Source organism: Clostridium chromiireducens (assembly GCF_003575225.1).
In the GTDB taxonomy this organism is placed as follows: Bacteria; Bacillota; Clostridia; order Clostridiales; family Clostridiaceae; genus Clostridium; species Clostridium chromiireducens.
The window spans coordinates 390,217-407,358 of the sequence record NZ_QXDJ01000003.1 but is presented as its reverse complement, the minus strand read 5'-3'; the positions used below and the strand labels follow the sequence as shown (position 1 = coordinate 407,358).

Below are 17,142 nucleotides of genomic sequence, written 5' to 3'. Positions count from 1 at the left end.
CAGGAATGATAGAATATGTCTGAATTATGATTTTTAGAAATTGTAGGGAGGTTGGGAAATATGGATAATATATTATTACTTTTAGAACAAATACGCTCAATAGCACAACTTGGATTGTGTTATGCAAAAGACCCATATGACCATGAAAGATATGAAAAATTACTTGAATTAGCATCTAATGAATATTCTCAGATATGTAATATTGAAGAGAAATTAATTGTTGAACGATTTAAAAAAGAGTTAGGTTATATAACTCCTAAGGTTGGCGTAAATGGAGTAATTATATCACAAGAAGGAAAAATTCTTTTAGAAAGACGTGCTGACGATAAATTGTGGGGCATTCCTGGTGGTTGGACTGAAACAGGTGAAAGCCCTCAACAATCAATAAAAAGAGAGATTTATGAAGAAACAGGACTTAATGTAGAAGTGAAGGAAATCATAGACATATTTACGAGGATACCAGGAGATTTCGGACAACCCCATACATCATATCATATATTGTTTTATTGCGAGGTAATAGATGGATGCTTAAAAGCATCGTTTGAAAGTATAGAGATTGGATTCCATGACTTTAATAAGATAACTGAATGGCATAGAGACCATCTTGATATGGCTCGGAAAGCGATAGAGTTTTTAAATGAATATAATAAGAAAATCAATGTATGATAATTTTACAGGAGTTATGCAAAATGAACAGATGTAGTGCTTGTGGTTGTGATTTAATTAAACATCATATATTAGAGACAAAGGTTATAAATCCAATGAAAAATGGGTCAAGAATTATAGCACCATCATGTGACCAATGTGGAACTCCAATTACAGTAGAAAATGTATTAACCAATATATCTTCAATGCAGAAAGTAATACTTATTAGTGGAACTGCTGGTGCAGGAAAGTCAACAATAGGACAATATATTGAAAAAAAATATAATTACATATTTATTGATGGCGATGCTGTAAGCAAAAAATTAAATTATATGATGAAAACTGCCACTACTATTAAACGTGATGAATACATATGCCATACAGAAACAATAAATACAATGCTTATTACATTGGGGCTGGGATACAATGTTGTTGTTGGATATGTCTTTAATATTAAGGATACTGAGAAATATAAGAATTACTTATCTGAATTTAATATTAATCCAGTCTTTCGTGTGTTAGTTCCTAATAGGGATATTTGTATTACAAGAGATAAAGAAAGATCTTGCTGGACAGCAGGAGTAGAATTTGTAGATAAATGGTATTTAGAACAAGAGTTATATATAGATATCAATATAAACATATGTATTGATAATTCTTTAGAGACAGTAGAAGAAACAGTTAAACGTCATTTTGTTGATTTTCTATATTAGTAGATGTTAAAGGAGTAAGAGGATGGAGTGACAACATAAAATGAAAATAACGCTTACTTAAAGAAATGCACTACATTCTTATAAAACGCAATAGTAAATAAGTGTGACTTAGTTGTTTATTAAACTAACCTATAAATAGGAATTTGTAAGAAAGAGATAATGGAATAAGTGTATTATTTATACAACAATATCATACAGGTTAGGAGAGATTAATATGAGAGAAATACCTCTATACAACACTTTTGAAAAAATTGAACCAATAAATAAAGGAATGTCAGGTGACAAAAAATATTATATTGAAACTGTGGATGGAAAACACTTACTGCTTCGACTTGCGGATTTTTCAGAATATAATCAAAAAAAAACGGAGTATGAATTAATAAAGAATATGATTAACCTTGGTGTCCCTATGCCTTCTCCTGTTGATTTCGGTATTTGTAATGAGAGTAAAAGTGTGTATACTTTACTTAGTTGGATTGAAGGCAATGAAGTTGAAACTACTTTATCAACATTGACAAAAAAAGATCAATATAAATTAGGTATAAAATCTGGAGAAACCCTTCGTAAAATTCATAGTATGTCTGCTCCTCAAGGGATTGATGATTGGTCAGTACGTTATTCTTCAGTCATAAATGAACGATTGGAGGCATTTCGTTCTGAAGGTGTACCTTTCGAGGGAGATAAAGTAATTTTAGACTATATTGAAAATAATAAATCTTTATTAGAAAATCGACCTCAATGTTACCATCATGGAGATTATCATATGGGAAATATGATCCAATCTAAAGAGGGAAGCTTATTTGTTATTGATTGGAATACTGTTGATTTTAATAATTATGGAGACCCTTGGTATGAATTTAATCGATTAGGTATAGATTTTCCTGCATTTGCGTCAGGACAAATTGATGGTTATTTTAATCATAAACCGCCAGAAGAATTTTGGAGATTATTAGCATATTACCTATCGACAAGTGCAATAACTTCTATTGTATGGTCAAAGTATTTTGCACCAGAGAGATTATATTCTATTCTAAATTTAAATAAGGATATTCTTCATTGGTTTGATGCTATGAAGAATGTTGTTCCAATATGGTATCGTTCAGAGTTTTTGATATAAAGTGGTGATTTGTCCTATTCAATTATTAATAAGGATAGTATAAAGACTACAAATCGCAATTCATCTAAGAAGTTATATATAATTTAATGTGAACAATATTCTCAAAGTGCGTTACACTAGTAACTTTTGGTGAAGAAAATTAAAATTAATTAATCAAATAATAATTCAAAAAGGAATGATTAAACTATGATTCAACAGTTGACAATGGTAAGTTTAAGGCAGTTTTGATTAATCCTAAAAATGAAGTGGAAACTATATTAGAAGGAACTGAGAAAAGCAGAAAAACAATTAAATTAACAAAAGGAAAGTATAGATTCAGAAATTTTGGAGCAAATGCAGACGGGAAAATAAGAATTTCTGTTAGTAGCAATTCAGATGTTAAAATAACAAAAGATAAGAAACAGTAAAATTTATTTATAAATGATACTATTAAAAATCTAGGGAAGTGGGGTGCATTATGCCAAAAAATGATAATATGCTAGCAATTTTATGGATGCTGAATTCAGGTACAAAAATAACTGCAAAGCAAATATCCGAAAGGTTAGAAATAAACATAAGGTCAGTATATCGTTATATGGATGCATTGTGTGTTAGTGGAGTGCCAATAATATCGGAGCCTGGTCATAACGGCGGATATAGTTTGCTTAACAATTTTATCCAAGCACCCCTGTTTTTTGATCTTGAAGAGAAAAAATCACTTTTACATGCTGCCACTTTCGCAATGGAAGCAGGATATCCTTTTATGGAATCACTAAATAGTGCGACATCAAAGTTAAAGATGTTCTCGAATCAAGAACAAGAAAAAGTTCTTAATCGTCATTTAGTCGGATTTGAAGTAGTGAGCCGTATTTGTGATCCAGCTGTCAAACCTATATTAATGGAAATTGAGCAAGCTGTTGCTAATGAATGTTCTATGGAAATTGAATACTGTACAGGTTATGAAGGGCATCCGAGGCTTAGGGTTGTTGACCCCTATGGGATGCTTTACTGGAACAATAAATGGTATGCTATTGCATTTTGCCATCTTAGGAATGAAATTCGCAGCTTTAGGGTAGATAGAGTAGTAAATATTATAAGCACTAAAAATACGTTTAAGCGTCCTGAAGCCTTTTCTGCACGTGAGTTTTTTACAAAAAACTTATTATCGGATGTGGAAAGCAAAGTAGGAATTTGCACTTTAGTAATTGAGGGCAAATCAGAAGCATTGAATGACCTTTGTGCGCATTGGTTTTTAGGATATCATCTGATAGAACGAACTGAATGCAGAGCTAATTTTTTAATGGATGAAAACTCAATCCATACCTATGTTCCTCATATTCTACTTCAATATGGTAAATCAATAAAGGTGCTTGAACCAAATAGTTTTAAAGATGCTATGGCAGCAATTCTTAGAGATTTGATGGAGCATTATCTTAACTGACTGAATTTGTCAGTGAAGATAATATACAATAGATCAAGATGGAGCTTGAAAGCATCCTGTAGTAAATAGTAACCATAAATGAATGTGGAGGAATAGAAAATGAAAAATGTTGTATATCTTTATGTATTTGATACAATGGCAGACTGGGAAATAGGTTATTTAAGCACTGAAATCAATTCGGGAAGGTACTACAAAAAGGGATTAATGCCGCAAAAAATAGTAACTGTAGGAATTAACAAGACCCCTATTACTACAATGGGAGGTCTTACAATATTGCCAGAAATTGAAGTTAAGGAGTGTAGTATTAAAGATACTGCTGCTTTGATTCTACCTGGTGGGAGTACATGGACAGAAGCAATTAATGCTCCCATTATAAGAATGGCTGAAAAATATTTGGAGGAAGGTATTGTTGTAGGGGCAATTTGCGGTGCTACAATAGCACTTGCTATGGGGGGAGTATTGGATAAGCGATATCATACAAGCAATGACCTGGGGTATCTTAAAATGGTCTGTCCAAACTATGATGGAGAGATGTATTATAAGCAGGAGTGTGTAGTAACTGATGGAAGTTTGATTACTGCGTCGGGAATAGCTCCTCTTGAATTTGCTTTGCATATGTTGAAAGTTCTAGATGTATTCTTACCACAAACACTAGATTCTTGGTACAATCTTTATAAAACAAAAGAGTCAAAATATTTCTTTGAGCTTATGAACTCAATTCAATAAAATGGCTTAAAGTGGGTGAAATAGCTACTTTTCACCTTATAACTCCTTTTAAAAGTCGCGCAAAATGTGAGAAGTGAAGCTCCTTGAGAAGGAACTTCACTTCTTATTTTTTCCATATAAATTTCTAATGATCAGTGTAGTATTTGGAAAATATGCTATAATTTATTAATAAAGGTGAATACTTATAAATTTTAGTAAAATCATCAATGAAAAGGAGTTAATCATGAGCATTATAAATACAAGAAGAATGGAAATAGAAAATATTCCAGCGATTTTATGGGGAAAACCTTCAGATAAAATATATATATTTGTTCATGGAAAAATGTCAAGTAAGGAAAGTACATGTGGATTTGCTGAGATAGCGGTCGAAAGAGGATATCAGGTTCTTAGCTTTGACCTTCCAGAACACGGTGAACGAGAAGATAAAAATTATAAATGCAATGTTTGGAATGGGGTACATGATGTTGAAATAATTGGAACATATGCACAACAAAATTGGAGGGAGATAAACTTATTTGGATGTAGCCTTGGTGCGTATTTTAGCTTACTTGCATATAAAAATTTTCCGGTAAAAAAATGTTTATTTCAGTCACCTATTGTTGATATGGAACATTTGATAAATAAAATGTTCAAATGGTTTAATGTCACAGAAGAATTGCTTAAAGAAAAAGGGGAAATATTTACGCCAATTGATACTCTTTCATGGGATTACTATTGCTATGTAAAAAAACACCCAATTGATAAATGGAATATACCTACTGAAATTATTTATGGAACAAATGATAATTTGCAAAATCGTGCTACTATAGATAGTTTTGCAAAAAAGTTCAGTAGCAACTTAACAGTATCACTAGGAAGTGAACATGATTTTCATACGAAGGAGCAATCACAAGATGTAGCACAGTGGTTAAGAAAGTACATCTAATAGGATTTATATAATATAGGAGGACATTTATATGACAAATAATGATATCTTGAATATAGCTATTAAGCAGTCTGCCATTGATAGTAACTGCCATATGGACGACTTTAAAAGCTTTGAAAACAAAGTTGTAATTTCAGGAGATAATAAAAATGCAAGAAAGTATCTTGAATTACCTTTTTTATGCGACTTAACTTCGTATGGTAATAACATTGTTGCTTCTGTTTCAGAGGAATTATCAACAATCGTTACTGAGTATATCAATAAATATCCTGTAGAGCATTGTTTTGAAACACCAAATTTACATGTGCTGATAGAAAAATTGAAGCCGTTTAATATGAATGTTTGCTTTATGGCTGAATATTTTTTACCTGATATGACAGTTATAAAGCCCATTGAATGTGATTATGAAACGAAAATTTTAGAAGCAGCGGATTTTAAAGATTTATATTTGCCTGAATGGAGCAATGCTCTGTGTGAAAAGCGCAAGCATTTAGATATTTTAGCTGTTGGTGCATATGACAAGGGAAAACTTATCGGACTTGCTGGTTGTTCTGCAGATTGCGATTCTATGTGGCAAATCGGAATTGATGTTTTACCTGCTTACAGAAAACAAGGAATAGCTTCTTGTTTGACAAATAAACTTGCATTTGAAGTTTTAGCAAGAAATATTATTCCGTTTTATTGCTGTGCGTGGTCAAATATAAAATCTGCTAGAAATGCAATTAAAAGCGGATTTAAACCTGCTTGGGTCCAAGTGACTGTTAGAACAAATGATTTTATATTCGATATCAATAGATAATGCTAAGGAGATGAATTATAAATTAATATTATAGAAAGGAAAAGGCTACTTAAATGATGTTTTATAAAAATGGTGAATTAATTATACGTAGTTTAGAATATAGTGATAAGTGCCTAATAATTAAATGGCTTTCAGATAATGAAGTTCTTAAATATTATGAGGGGCGGGATAATCCATATAATAAAGAGATGGTTGAAGAAAAATTTTATAAAAGTAATGAAAATGAAACAAGGTGCATAATAGAGTATTCTGAAATACCAATAGGATATATACAATTTTACTCTATTGATAAAAAAGAATGTGAAGAGTACGGATATCAAAATTTTCAAGATACTGTATTTGGTACAGATCAATTTATTGGTGAAACTAAATACTGGGGACAAGGAATAGGAACGCTATTAATAAAGTCAATGGTAAATTTTCTAATAAGAGAAAAAGGCGCAAAGAAAATAATACTAGATCCTCAAGTTTGGAATGAAAGAGCCATTAGGTGTTATGAAAAGAGTGGATTTATAAAAACTAAAATCCTTCCTAAGCATGAGTTGCATGAAGGAGAATTGAAGGATTGTTGGCTAATGGAGTACTCTGTAGATATCTAATTCACAGATGGTGAATTTTCATCAGTATTAATAATACACTGGATTATTGAGTTGATTTCCAGTTTTAATTTCTTGATTAAACGCATATATAAACATATGTAGAGTAAATAAGATAAAATGGTGAAAGGCGAGATATATGAAATCTATTTTTGACTTTTTAATAAGAAAATTTGTGAAAGACCACAAAAATGTAAATTCCCAATCAGTCAGACAATCTTACGGAACTCTTGGAGGAAATGTTGGGATAATAATAAATTCTTCTATTCTTGTTCTTGAAATTGTCATTGGTTTATTTCTAAACAGTATAGCCATTACAGCAGATGCTTTTCATAATCTGACTGATGCATTATCTTCGTTAGTTACAATATTTAGTTTTAAACTTGCAAATCGTCCGGCAGATGATAAACATCCTTTTGGTTATGGAAGAATAGAGTATATAACTGCGCTTTTATTTTCTGGTGCCATACTTGTAGTAGGATTTGAATTTCTAAGAAGCTCATTTTTACGTGTTTTACATCCTGTAAATATACCTTTTAATAAAGTAAGTTTTATTTGTATGCTGTGTGCAATACCACTTCAAGTTTTTCTTAACAGATTTACAAATTATATAGGTGATGTTATTGATTCATCTGCACTTAAAGCATCAGCGTTAGAATCCTTTACTGATATCTTAGTGCTATCTATGGTTACATTTTCTTTGCTTGTTACAAGGTTTACGACTTTTCCTATTGATGGATATATAGGAGTCATAGTATCTCTTTTTATTTTTCATTCAGGTATAGAACTTGGAAGAGAAATGCTTGGTACTTTAATCGGGAAAGCACCAGAAAAAGAATTTGTAGAAGAACTAAAAAATAGCGTAATAAGTTATAAATATATATGCGGAGTGCATGATCTTGTAATTCATAATTATGGTCCAGGTAGATACATGGCTTCTTTGCATGCTGAGGTTCCAAGTAATATATCCATTATGGAACTGCATGATGTTATAGATAAGGCTGAGAAGGAAATTGGTAAACGAATGAATGTATATCTTTCTATTCATATGGACCCAATTAATACAGACAGCCCTGAGATCATAGGCTTAAAAGAAGAAGTTTATAAAAAGATTAAAGTGATAAATGGCATAGTATCTATGCATGATTTTAGAGTTGTTGGAGGAAGTGAAGAAAAAACCATATTATTTGATGTGGTATTGGAAAAGACCAGTTTTAAAGATAATGAAGAAAAAGAACTGCAAGCTCAAATACAAGATATCATATATAGTATTAATCCTTCTTATAGGAGTATCATTACTTTCGATAGAGAGTTTTACTAAATGATGTATGATAACAGGAATGCCTGTTAACTCATCAGAAGTCTTTATACTGATTAATGAAAGGAGAATCTTATTATGATTAGAAGATTTGAAGAACGTGATGCGCAAGAGGTTTCAGATTTAATAGCAAGAACATTGAGAGAAACAAATATTAATGACTATTCAGTGAAATATATTGAAAATGACGTAAAAATATTAACGGCAGAGTATTTATTAGAGAGGTCAAAATGTACACACAGTTATGTGGTTTATGAAGATAATAAATTAGTTGGTTGTGGCTCAATAGGTCCGTATTGGGGGAGCGAAGAAGAAAGTAGTCTATTTACAATATTCGTTTTACCTGAATATCAAGGAAGAGGAATTGGAAGAAAGATAATTGAAACATTAGAACAAGATGAATATTTTTTAAGGTCTAGGAGAGTAGAAATTCCTGCATCAATTACTGCTGTTGAATTTTATAGAAAACTTGGTTATGACTATAAGAATGGAATTAATAAAGTTGATGATGAACTATTATACAGACTGGAAAAATTCAAATAATGGATAAATTACAATTTGTGTGATTGAGCAAAAAGAGTATAATATCTGGCTGAGTTAAGGAATAATAGTAAGGTTTTGTATAGCAAAGTTAGGGTGATTAAAAATGTTGGAGTTTATTAGAGCAACGGTTGAGGATATTAATGAATATATGAAAGCAAAAATAGATGCTTTTTCAGATGATGTAAAAAAATATGGGTTTGGTCCAAGTGGCTATGATGATTTTGATAAGGAAAAGGAAAATATCACAAGCTATCCGACATATAAAATTGTATTAGATGAACAAATAATAGGTGGGATAACTTGTGGAGATAAAGGAAATGGAGTATTTTGGCTGGGGGGAATCTATATTGATAAACAACATCAAAATTTAGGTATTGGTACTAAGACAATTGAATTTATTGAAAAAGAATTTTCGCAAGCCCGAATATGGAGACTGCATACTCCATATAAAAATTACAGAAATCATCATTTTTATAAGAAGATGGGATATATGAAAATAGGTGAAACATTACCTAAAGTAGAAAAGGGTGGATTTTATCTATTTGAATATGAAAAGATAATATCGAAATAAAATGAACATGGTGGGAATAAATTAATTCGTTATATTCTTATAAAACGCAATAGTAAATTATGGTGAACTTAACTTAATATTTAACAGATAAGAGTAGGAGTGATAAAGTGAGAACATTAAAATATGATTTATTTCCAGAATCGTATGGTTCTGAAGGCAGATTTGCTTCAAGAGAAGGAACTGTAGCTGATTTGATTATAGATACTGGAGTGCTTCTAAATTCGGACTTTGACAAAGTGATTCCTAAACTTAATATATTAAATAAGATATTATTACATGGTGATTATCTTCGTGCTGGAGAATGGGAATCTTTCGAAATCACGCAGAAAGAGTATGAAGAATTAGTAAGGTATCTATGTTAATTGCCTTTATCAAGACCATATAGAACTCTTGAAGGTATATAATGTTTTCTTTTGGGTTAATATTATTCTTATAAAGTGTTGCACCTTTTTATAATATGATATTGGATTAAAGGAGATAGCATAGTGGAAAAATCATTATTTGAACCTATATAGATAACTGGAAGATTTGCTTTTGGAGTAACTTGCTTGGAACGTCTTTGCGAAGTATGGCAGGTAAAAAAACAAAAGATGAATAAATTAATTGAACTTCTGTGGACTTTTATATCTTATGATGATTAAAGTATATGGGATAAACACATAAACGAGGCTCTGCCTGATTATACTTATGAAGTTCCAATTAAGTTCGGGTATGATTTTCTTGATGAAGATAATCAAAAAACCATTACAAACGTAATTCTTGAAGTAGTTGAGATTGGAATGGCAAATGCATATGGTGGATTTAAAAGTGAATATACGATAGCTCCGACAATAAAGGTTGCTAATTTGTTGGAAGTAAATAATATCGGATTACCAGATTTAAAGCCATTTAAAAAGTCAAAAGTTACAGAATTTCATGGATGGGGTAATCGAGTAAATAGAAACTTTTTTAGTAATGAATAAAATTAGTTATTTCACACTCTTCTTAGAGTGTGTCGCAACAGTAAATTATTATGCATTAGGAGGGATTCAGTTGGAGAGAAGATTTAGCCTTTTATTTGGGATGATTGGAGGTTTTTTTCTTACACAAATATATGGTGTATTTCAATTACAAATGGCTTTTGGAAGCTTGAATGGATACGTTACAGAGGTTATATTTAGGTTACTTTCAATCATTGGACTTATATGTATTATTTACTTTAGCATTTTACTGATTATTGACACGATTAAGACAGTACACAAAAAATAGCAATGAATTTATAATTATGGCACAATATTTGCATAAATAAAATGCATTAGTGATTTGTGTATTCATTATATGCATATGCAAGGAGGATATATAAATAAAGAAATCAAGAATTATAATAGGATTAATAGTATTATTTATTATTACTGTATCTATATCATTCGCAAATCGTACAGTATACGGTACTTGGAATATATTTAGTTATCCTAATAAGCTGTATTTCGATGTATATCGCTATAATATTGGACAAATTGTAATATTAAAAGATAATGAAAAACCTCAATATGATGTAAGTCGAAAAATTGACAGACTCACAGGTAAAAGAATTTATAGTAAAGAGAAAGACTTCATTGGAAATGGGAAAGTAGTATATTTGCATTTGGATGACGACAGATATCTTGCTTTTGCGTCTGGTGGCGGGGGTTGATGTAACACTAATACTGATTTATTAATAATTAATTCACAATATTTTTGTATGATGTAATAGTAATATCAATTGTACAAGGAATGTAGATTTAAGCGAGGTATATTGAGTGAGTGAAAATAAAGTTGATTTTGTAACATATACAAATGACCATAGTTCTATTGTAAAAAGTGGTATAAATGCAATTAGTAAAGTTTTAAAAGGTACAGATATAGCAGAAAAAAGAAGTTTGTTATTTTGCTTAGACAAATATCTTGACCCCTATTACGGATATAATTTACCTTATTCTGATGATATTTTTATACTTCTTCAAGAACAATTATTCTTAACAGACACTAAGGAAGTTAAAGAGGATATTTTGCAGTTGTTAAGAGACTATTCAAAGAAATCATTGGATTATTTGGCTGAAAAATTAGAAGAGTTAGAGTCAGAACCTGATTTGCTTCAAGATGCTTTATATGCGCTAGGTCACACCTATAATCTTAAATATGTACCAGTTTTTATAAGATATGAAAGCCACCATAATCCTTTTATAAGAAGTGCCGTAAAAGAAATTCTGATAGATTTGTCCGAATTAAATTAATAAAGGATAACTTTCGTTTTTAATATATGGCGTAATTGTAGAATTGTGAATTAAGATGTTTTTAAAATTGAATATTGAAGTATAAAAGTATATCATAATTGTCTATATGTGTTGTAAGAATTACAAATAATGAAGCAGGAAGTGAAGTAATATATGAATTTTATGGGTGTTAATTGGGGTGTAACATTTAGTTCAAGAAACTATTTTATACCATGTGCTATATTTTTAATTATATTTATAATATCTTTTATTAAGTGTAGAGAAATTATATTTTTTGGGGTATATGTACGATGCTAGTAAGTATATTTATTGAGTTACATTCTAATATGACGCGATAGGGGCAGCCAATTACGGATGCCCTTACTATTTCTCCATTGTAAATTATTGAGTATTAGTAAAATAAATAATAATAATTTCTTAATAAACAAAAAAATCACTAGAAATATTCTAGTGATTCAGGCTGTCGACAAAGTCGACAGCTTATAATTTTTCAATTAAAATTATACTGGGTGATAAAAATGATGACGAGAAAAGATGTAGATAATAGATTTCAAATTGAATTTAATAGTGTAGATGCATTAGTTCCTAAAAATCATTTAGTTAGGAAAATTGATAAAGCAATAGATTTTAATTTTATATATGATGAAGTTGCAGAGTTATACTCTGCGTTCGGCGCGCCAAGCATTGATCCAGTAGTGTTAATTAAAATCATTATGATTCAGTATTTGTTTGGTATTCCATCCATGAGACAAACGATAAGAGAAATTGAAGTAAATATAGCATATAGATGGTTTATTGGGTATTCATTTAATGAGAAAGTACCTCATTTTTCAACTTTTAATAAAAACTATGAAAGAAGATTTAAAGATACTGATTTATTTAATGTAATCTTTACTAAAATATTAGAGGAAGCTGATAAACATGGATTTATAAATTTATCTGAAATATATATAGATTCTACTCATATAAAAGCTAGTGCTAATAAGAGAAAATATACTAAAAAAGAAATTGAAACGGAAGCCAAAAAGTATCAGAATCAATTGGAAAAAGAAATAGATGAAGATAGAGAAAAACATGATAAAAAAACCTTTAAAAAAAACTGAAAAATCAGCCGACACGAAGGTAATTGTGGAAAGCACTACTGATAAGGATAGCGGTATGTTCTATAAGAATGAGAAAGAAAAATGTTTCGCATACTTAGCTCATACCGCCTGTGATAACAATAACTATATCTTAGATTCTCATGTTACATCCGGAAATGTACATAATAGCGTTGGATTTATTGATTTATACAAAAGTTTGAAAGAAAAGCATGACATTAACGACATCCTAGTAATAGCTATGGATGCGGGATATATCACACCATACATATGTAAAATATTATTTGACGATAATATTTTACCTACACTTCCATATAAAAGACCAATGCTAAGGATGGTTTTTTCAAAAAGTATGAGTATGTTTATGATGAATATAATGATTTTAATATTTGTCTGAATGGCAAAATATTAAAATACAGTACAACCAATAGAGAGGGCTATAGAGAATATAAATCTAATCCATGTGAATGCCCAAAATGCCCATATATAAATAAATGTACAAGTAGTAAAAATCATCAAAAACTTGTAACTAGGCATGTTTGGAGAAATATATTGAAGAAGCAAATCATCGTAGACATGACAGATACGTAAACTCTGTTTACAAATGCAGAAAAGAAACAATAGAAAGAGTTTTCGCTGATGCTAAGGAAAAACACAGCATGAGGTATACACACTTAAGAGGCTTAGCCAAAATGAAAATGGAGGTTACGCTTACTTTTGCATGCATGAATTTAAAAAGATGGCAAATCGCTTATGGAAAAGGAATGGTAGCTATCTCGTCGATAGCACTTTAAACATTTTAATAATAAGAATCTCAATAAATATTATCTTAAAACTAACAAAAAGCATTTTCTTCTCTCTAAGAAAATGCTTTTTGTCTACAATCTGAAATCACTAGAAATATTCTAGTGATTTTTCAAACACCTATGAAACTATGATAACATAAGGAGAATTATAAGTCTAGTAATATGTGGGAAAAGTGATAAAATTTCATTATCAGATTAACTTGCAAGTACATTTGATTATAATAAAAAGTTTAAATTATAAAGGAGAAGAAATGTACTATGATAAAAGAAATATATGCAAAAGAACCAATTACGTTTGAATATCCGCCAGATGGAGGAACCATTCCTATTATTGATCCATATGATGGGTGTACAATGGGATGTCCTTATTGTTTTCAAAGAAATAATCCAAATTGGAATAAGGATTTAATTATAAAGTTAAATATGCCAGAGTTAATAAAAGAACGATTAAAAGACTGGGAGGAAAGGGAAACTATATATATAGGTGGTAAATGCGATCCATACATGGAAATGGAAAAGAAATATGAATTGACGAGAAAGTGCTTAATAGAATTAAGTAAACTTCACATACCAACAATGATTACTACAAAAGCACACCATGAGATTATTTATAGGGATATAAATGTACTAAAAAATTATGAAGCAGATTTAACTGTATTGTTAGGTCTATCAAATTTAAATCAGTTGTCAAGTTTGGAGAAATCTCATACAGTCAAAAATATTGAATTAGCAAATACATTATATGAACAAGGAATAAAAGTGTGGACTTTTATAACTCCAATTTTACCAGGTATTACAGATGTAAATAAAATGATAGGAAGTTTAAATAAAGATATACCAGTGTTTTTAGATAAATTGAGAATAAAAAAAGATAGTGTACCAGCAGAAAAAATGCTTGAATATATAAATAATAAATATCCCAATTTAAATTCTATATATAAAGATATTGTATTAAATGATACAAATGAATATATTAGCGAATTAAGAAATACATGGAAAAATAATTCTCGAGTAAAGTTTGTATTCGATTAATGTATTAAGTGTTAGATAATGCTCAATATTCTTAAATTGTGTCACAACAGTAAATTATTGTGGCTCAAAAGAATATGAAATTGAACATATTAAAAGGCCCGCAAAATGTGAGAAGTGAAGCTCCTTGAGAAAGAACTTCACTTCTTATTTTTTTCATATAAACTTCTATTTAATCGCCAAACCAATCCGTTTCTTTTAGCGATTTAGTTCTACCAATATGTTATGCACTATTATTGCGTAATGTATAAACAATAAACAGAGATAGTACAGGTGATCATCAGTACTATCTCTTTACAGAGAGTTAGATTTTAACTTAGTTTTAATTCATTTATAATAATTGCCACATATTAAAGAAAATATACATATGATAGAGCCAATTTAGATCATCTCGATAAAATTTGTAAAGTTTTAGAATGTGGTCTTAATGAAATGATGAAGAGTTTACCAGATAAAGTAGTGAATTATTTGCTTTCAACTTTAAAGTCTCTTAAACAAGCCACTATATTACTTTTACTACGGTGAAAATTAACACATTCACAACACTTGCCATGTCTTTCACAAGCAACGTTTGGGCATGTACAATTTTTTTCGTTACAACCAGCCATCTTGAATCCCTCCTAATTAGTTAAATTAATTATCTTTAGTTTATTATAAGTGTAAAGTTGATTTTAAACAATATGTAGTGAATACTTGGTAATTAGTGAAAATAATGTTTTTCGAAAATTGAATAATGCTGTACTTACAAAATATTTTCATGAAAAATGAATCGTATAATATTTGGGAAATATGCTATAATTTATTAATAAAGGTGAATACTTATAAATTTTAATGAAAACTTTATTAAGGACGACAAATTAATGAACAAGATTACCTTGCTTCAAAAATTATATGAGAGGAATATTAATATGAATTATATATTGAGAACTAATAATCTAACTAAACGTTATGGCGAACAATTAAGTGTAAATAATTTATGCATTAATGTTGAGGAAAGAGAGATATATGGATTTATAGGAAGAAATGGTGCAGGGAAGACTACTACTTTAAAAATGGTATTAGGATTAATACCAGCAACTAGTGGAAGTATGATAGTTTTAGGAAAAGAAGTTAATAAAAGTGATGTTTCTTATTTAAAGGACATAGGTTCTATTATAGAATTTCCTTCATCCTATGAAAATCTAACTGCTTATGAGAATTTGAAGCTTCATGCTGAATATATGGGATTAACAGATAAAAATATAATAGATGAGTGTTTAGACAAAATGGATCTTTTAAGAGATAGAGATAAGAAAATTAGAAATTTTTCATTAGGAATGAAGCAAAGACTTGGTATAGCACGTGCAATTCTTCATAAGCCAAAGCTTTTAATTTTAGATGAGCCTACTAATGGTCTAGACCCGCTAGGAATAAGAGATCTTAGAAACTTCATACTAAGACTTGCTCATGAGGATGATTTTACTTTTATAATATCCAGCCATATTTTAAGTGAGCTTGAACTTATAGTGACTAAGTTAGGTATCATAGAAAAAGGTGTTTTATTAAATGAAGCCTCAATGAAACAAATTAATAATAGTTATGAGGAATATGTTGATGTTAAAGTTAATGATGTTAAAAAAGCACAAATAGTTTTAAATGAACGTTTGAATTTAAATAGTACATTAATTGATAATGCCTATATAAGACTTAACATAAAAGGAAAAGATATAGGTACAAACTATATAAGTAAAGTGCTGGTTAATAGTAACTTAGATTTATTTGAATTAACTACACATAAAGAAGGTCTAGAAGACTATTTTGTAAGAGTTTCAGGAGGAGTAAGATTATGATGAAATATGTCTTAGCAGAAATTTTCAAGTATAGAAAGGCAAAGATTAGATTCTGCACAATAGTATTGTTTATTCCTATTGTTATTTCATTTATAATATATGGTTTTAATGAAAAATATAATTATTTAATTATATGGGAAGATTACTTCAATGTAATATTAAACTTTCTAAATGATATTGTAGCTCCCATAGTTTATGGAATAATATCCGCTTATATCTTTGGACATGAATATGAAACCAAAACTATGAATGTGATGTTTACTTATCCTATTAATAGAATGAAGCTCTTAATTTCTAAACTTGGATGTATTTTTTATATTATAGCAAGCACTTTAATCTTAGCATTTTTTACTTCGTTAATTTTAGGACTTTTAATAAAGCATGAAAGCTTAACTATAGATTTTCTTATATATTATTTTGTATCATTTTTAAAGATGATAATATTTCACTTTATGCTTGTTTGCATAACTTGTGCAGTAGCTATTTATACCAAAAGTGTATTACCAAGCATAATATTTGTCATTTCAGCTACTTTTATAAATTTAGTAGTGGTAAATACACATTTATCAGCATTTTATCCATGGAGCGCACCGGTTTTACTAAGTCCACATGAAGGAGTGGGAAGAACTTATATTCCATATACTTTAAATATGATATCTTTAGTAGTTATTTTTTTAATTGGTCTCACTATATCAATTAGAAAATATAAATATGTTGAATAGCGCATATATATGATACTGAAAAAATAAATTA

General features: G+C 29.7%; 20 protein-coding genes and 2 pseudogenes. 21 read left to right on the top strand and 1 reads right to left on the bottom strand.

The annotated features are described in order from the left end of the window. The first annotated feature begins 60 nt into the window (after nucleotides 1–60). From D2A34_RS13180 to D2A34_RS27665, 19 genes and pseudogenes are all read left to right on the top strand, one after another. Nucleotides 61–666: an NUDIX hydrolase N-terminal domain-containing protein gene (locus D2A34_RS13180; protein WP_119366915.1), complete on the top strand. Its 606-nt coding sequence runs from the start codon at nucleotides 61–63 to the stop codon at nucleotides 664–666. 23 nt (nucleotides 667–689) lie between these two features. Then, entirely contained in the window at nucleotides 690–1,358 is a 669-nt protein-coding gene (locus D2A34_RS13175; protein WP_182629374.1) for a nucleoside/nucleotide kinase family protein, read from the top strand. A gap of 214 nt (nucleotides 1,359–1,572) precedes the next feature. Further along, on the top strand, nucleotides 1,573–2,475 hold the full coding sequence (locus D2A34_RS13170) for an aminoglycoside phosphotransferase family protein (protein WP_119366913.1): 903 nt from the start codon (nucleotides 1,573–1,575) through the stop codon (nucleotides 2,473–2,475). 245 nt (nucleotides 2,476–2,720) lie between these two features. Further along, entirely contained in the window at nucleotides 2,721–2,882 is a 162-nt protein-coding gene (locus D2A34_RS13165; protein WP_243128336.1) for a hypothetical protein, read from the top strand. 50 nt (nucleotides 2,883–2,932) lie between these two features. After that, nucleotides 2,933–3,895: a helix-turn-helix transcriptional regulator gene (locus tag D2A34_RS13160; protein ID WP_119366912.1), complete on the top strand. Its 963-nt coding sequence runs from the start codon at nucleotides 2,933–2,935 to the stop codon at nucleotides 3,893–3,895. 99 nt (nucleotides 3,896–3,994) lie between these two features. Next, nucleotides 3,995–4,621, top strand: coding sequence for a type 1 glutamine amidotransferase family protein (locus D2A34_RS13155; protein ID WP_119366911.1), 627 nt, complete (start codon nucleotides 3,995–3,997; stop codon nucleotides 4,619–4,621). 223 nt (nucleotides 4,622–4,844) lie between these two features. Further along, on the top strand, nucleotides 4,845–5,546 hold the full coding sequence (locus D2A34_RS13150) for an alpha/beta hydrolase (RefSeq protein WP_182629373.1): 702 nt from the start codon (nucleotides 4,845–4,847) through the stop codon (nucleotides 5,544–5,546). Nucleotides 5,547–5,577: 31 nt separating this feature from the next. Continuing rightward, nucleotides 5,578–6,345 (top strand): GNAT family N-acetyltransferase, encoded by a 768-nt coding sequence (locus D2A34_RS13145; protein ID WP_119366910.1) that lies wholly within the window; start codon nucleotides 5,578–5,580, stop codon nucleotides 6,343–6,345. A 53-nt stretch (nucleotides 6,346–6,398) separates the two neighbouring features. Next, entirely contained in the window at nucleotides 6,399–6,944 is a 546-nt protein-coding gene (locus tag D2A34_RS13140) for a GNAT family N-acetyltransferase (RefSeq protein ID WP_119366909.1), read from the top strand. Between the two features lie 136 nt (nucleotides 6,945–7,080). Continuing rightward, entirely contained in the window at nucleotides 7,081–8,262 is a 1,182-nt protein-coding gene (locus D2A34_RS13135) for a cation diffusion facilitator family transporter (RefSeq protein ID WP_119366908.1), read from the top strand. A 75-nt stretch (nucleotides 8,263–8,337) separates the two neighbouring features. Beyond that, nucleotides 8,338–8,802, top strand: coding sequence for a GNAT family N-acetyltransferase (locus D2A34_RS13130; protein ID WP_182629372.1), 465 nt, complete (start codon nucleotides 8,338–8,340; stop codon nucleotides 8,800–8,802). Between the two features lie 103 nt (nucleotides 8,803–8,905). Next, entirely contained in the window at nucleotides 8,906–9,373 is a 468-nt protein-coding gene (locus tag D2A34_RS13125; RefSeq protein ID WP_119366906.1) for a GNAT family N-acetyltransferase, read from the top strand. A 107-nt stretch (nucleotides 9,374–9,480) separates the two neighbouring features. Beyond that, the gene (locus tag D2A34_RS13120) at nucleotides 9,481–9,735 is read left to right on the top strand and encodes a hypothetical protein (protein WP_119366905.1); all 255 of its coding nucleotides are present in this window, start codon (nucleotides 9,481–9,483) and stop codon (nucleotides 9,733–9,735) included. Nucleotides 9,736–10,152: 417 nt separating this feature from the next. Beyond that, nucleotides 10,153–10,335, top strand: coding sequence for a hypothetical protein (locus D2A34_RS13115; RefSeq protein ID WP_119366904.1), 183 nt, complete (start codon nucleotides 10,153–10,155; stop codon nucleotides 10,333–10,335). A 70-nt stretch (nucleotides 10,336–10,405) separates the two neighbouring features. Next, nucleotides 10,406–10,621 carry a hypothetical protein gene (locus tag D2A34_RS13110; RefSeq protein WP_119366903.1) on the top strand — a complete coding sequence of 72 codons (216 nt, stop codon included), beginning with the start codon at nucleotides 10,406–10,408 and terminating at the stop codon, nucleotides 10,619–10,621. A 530-nt stretch (nucleotides 10,622–11,151) separates the two neighbouring features. Further along, on the top strand, nucleotides 11,152–11,625 hold the full coding sequence (locus D2A34_RS13105) for a hypothetical protein (protein ID WP_119366902.1): 474 nt from the start codon (nucleotides 11,152–11,154) through the stop codon (nucleotides 11,623–11,625). A 518-nt stretch (nucleotides 11,626–12,143) separates the two neighbouring features. Continuing rightward, nucleotides 12,144–13,519, top strand: a pseudogene (locus D2A34_RS13100) (IS1182 family transposase). A 270-nt stretch (nucleotides 13,520–13,789) separates the two neighbouring features. Continuing rightward, complete coding sequence (locus tag D2A34_RS13095) at nucleotides 13,790–14,563, top strand: SPL family radical SAM protein (RefSeq protein ID WP_119366901.1); 774 nt, start codon at nucleotides 13,790–13,792, stop codon at nucleotides 14,561–14,563. Nucleotides 14,564–14,935: 372 nt separating this feature from the next. Beyond that, nucleotides 14,936–15,085 (top strand): annotated as a pseudogene (locus D2A34_RS27665) (hypothetical protein); the annotation flags it as partial. On the opposite strand, the gene D2A34_RS26725 reads toward D2A34_RS27665, so the two are convergent. Continuing rightward, complete coding sequence (locus D2A34_RS26725) at nucleotides 15,025–15,168, bottom strand: hypothetical protein (RefSeq protein WP_169896812.1); 144 nt, start codon at nucleotides 15,166–15,168, stop codon at nucleotides 15,025–15,027. The pseudogene D2A34_RS27665 and the gene D2A34_RS26725 overlap by 61 nt on opposite strands. Before the next feature lie 300 nt (nucleotides 15,169–15,468). On the opposite strand from D2A34_RS26725, the gene D2A34_RS13085 reads away from it, so the two are divergent. Both D2A34_RS13085 and D2A34_RS13080 read left to right on the top strand, forming a co-directional pair. Beyond that, the gene (locus tag D2A34_RS13085) at nucleotides 15,469–16,389 is read left to right on the top strand and encodes an ATP-binding cassette domain-containing protein (protein WP_243128335.1); all 921 of its coding nucleotides are present in this window, start codon (nucleotides 15,469–15,471) and stop codon (nucleotides 16,387–16,389) included. Continuing rightward, complete coding sequence (locus tag D2A34_RS13080) at nucleotides 16,386–17,111, top strand: ABC transporter permease (RefSeq protein ID WP_119366898.1); 726 nt, start codon at nucleotides 16,386–16,388, stop codon at nucleotides 17,109–17,111. The genes D2A34_RS13085 and D2A34_RS13080 overlap by 4 nt, the downstream gene beginning before the upstream one ends. Nucleotides 17,112–17,142: the final 31 nt, after the last annotated feature.

Coding starts and splice junctions, on each gene's coding strand:
- D2A34_RS13180 (WP_119366915.1), top strand. CDS start 61: ATGGATAATATATTATTACTTTTAGAACAAATACGCTCAATAGCACAA.
- D2A34_RS13175 (WP_182629374.1), top strand. CDS start 690: ATGAACAGATGTAGTGCTTGTGGTTGTGATTTAATTAAACATCATATA.
- D2A34_RS13170 (WP_119366913.1), top strand. CDS start 1,573: ATGAGAGAAATACCTCTATACAACACTTTTGAAAAAATTGAACCAATA.
- D2A34_RS13160 (WP_119366912.1), top strand. CDS start 2,933: ATGCCAAAAAATGATAATATGCTAGCAATTTTATGGATGCTGAATTCA.
- D2A34_RS13155 (WP_119366911.1), top strand. CDS start 3,995: ATGAAAAATGTTGTATATCTTTATGTATTTGATACAATGGCAGACTGG.
- D2A34_RS13150 (WP_182629373.1), top strand. CDS start 4,845: ATGAGCATTATAAATACAAGAAGAATGGAAATAGAAAATATTCCAGCG.
- D2A34_RS13145 (WP_119366910.1), top strand. CDS start 5,578: ATGACAAATAATGATATCTTGAATATAGCTATTAAGCAGTCTGCCATT.
- D2A34_RS13140 (WP_119366909.1), top strand. CDS start 6,399: ATGATGTTTTATAAAAATGGTGAATTAATTATACGTAGTTTAGAATAT.
- D2A34_RS13135 (WP_119366908.1), top strand. CDS start 7,081: ATGAAATCTATTTTTGACTTTTTAATAAGAAAATTTGTGAAAGACCAC.
- D2A34_RS13130 (WP_182629372.1), top strand. CDS start 8,338: ATGATTAGAAGATTTGAAGAACGTGATGCGCAAGAGGTTTCAGATTTA.
- D2A34_RS13125 (WP_119366906.1), top strand. CDS start 8,906: ATGTTGGAGTTTATTAGAGCAACGGTTGAGGATATTAATGAATATATG.
- D2A34_RS13115 (WP_119366904.1), top strand. CDS start 10,153: ATGGCAAATGCATATGGTGGATTTAAAAGTGAATATACGATAGCTCCG.
- D2A34_RS13095 (WP_119366901.1), top strand. CDS start 13,790: ATGATAAAAGAAATATATGCAAAAGAACCAATTACGTTTGAATATCCG.
- D2A34_RS26725 (WP_169896812.1), bottom strand. CDS start 15,168: ATGGCTGGTTGTAACGAAAAAAATTGTACATGCCCAAACGTTGCTTGT.
- D2A34_RS13085 (WP_243128335.1), top strand. CDS start 15,469: ATGAATTATATATTGAGAACTAATAATCTAACTAAACGTTATGGCGAA.
- D2A34_RS13080 (WP_119366898.1), top strand. CDS start 16,386: ATGATGAAATATGTCTTAGCAGAAATTTTCAAGTATAGAAAGGCAAAG.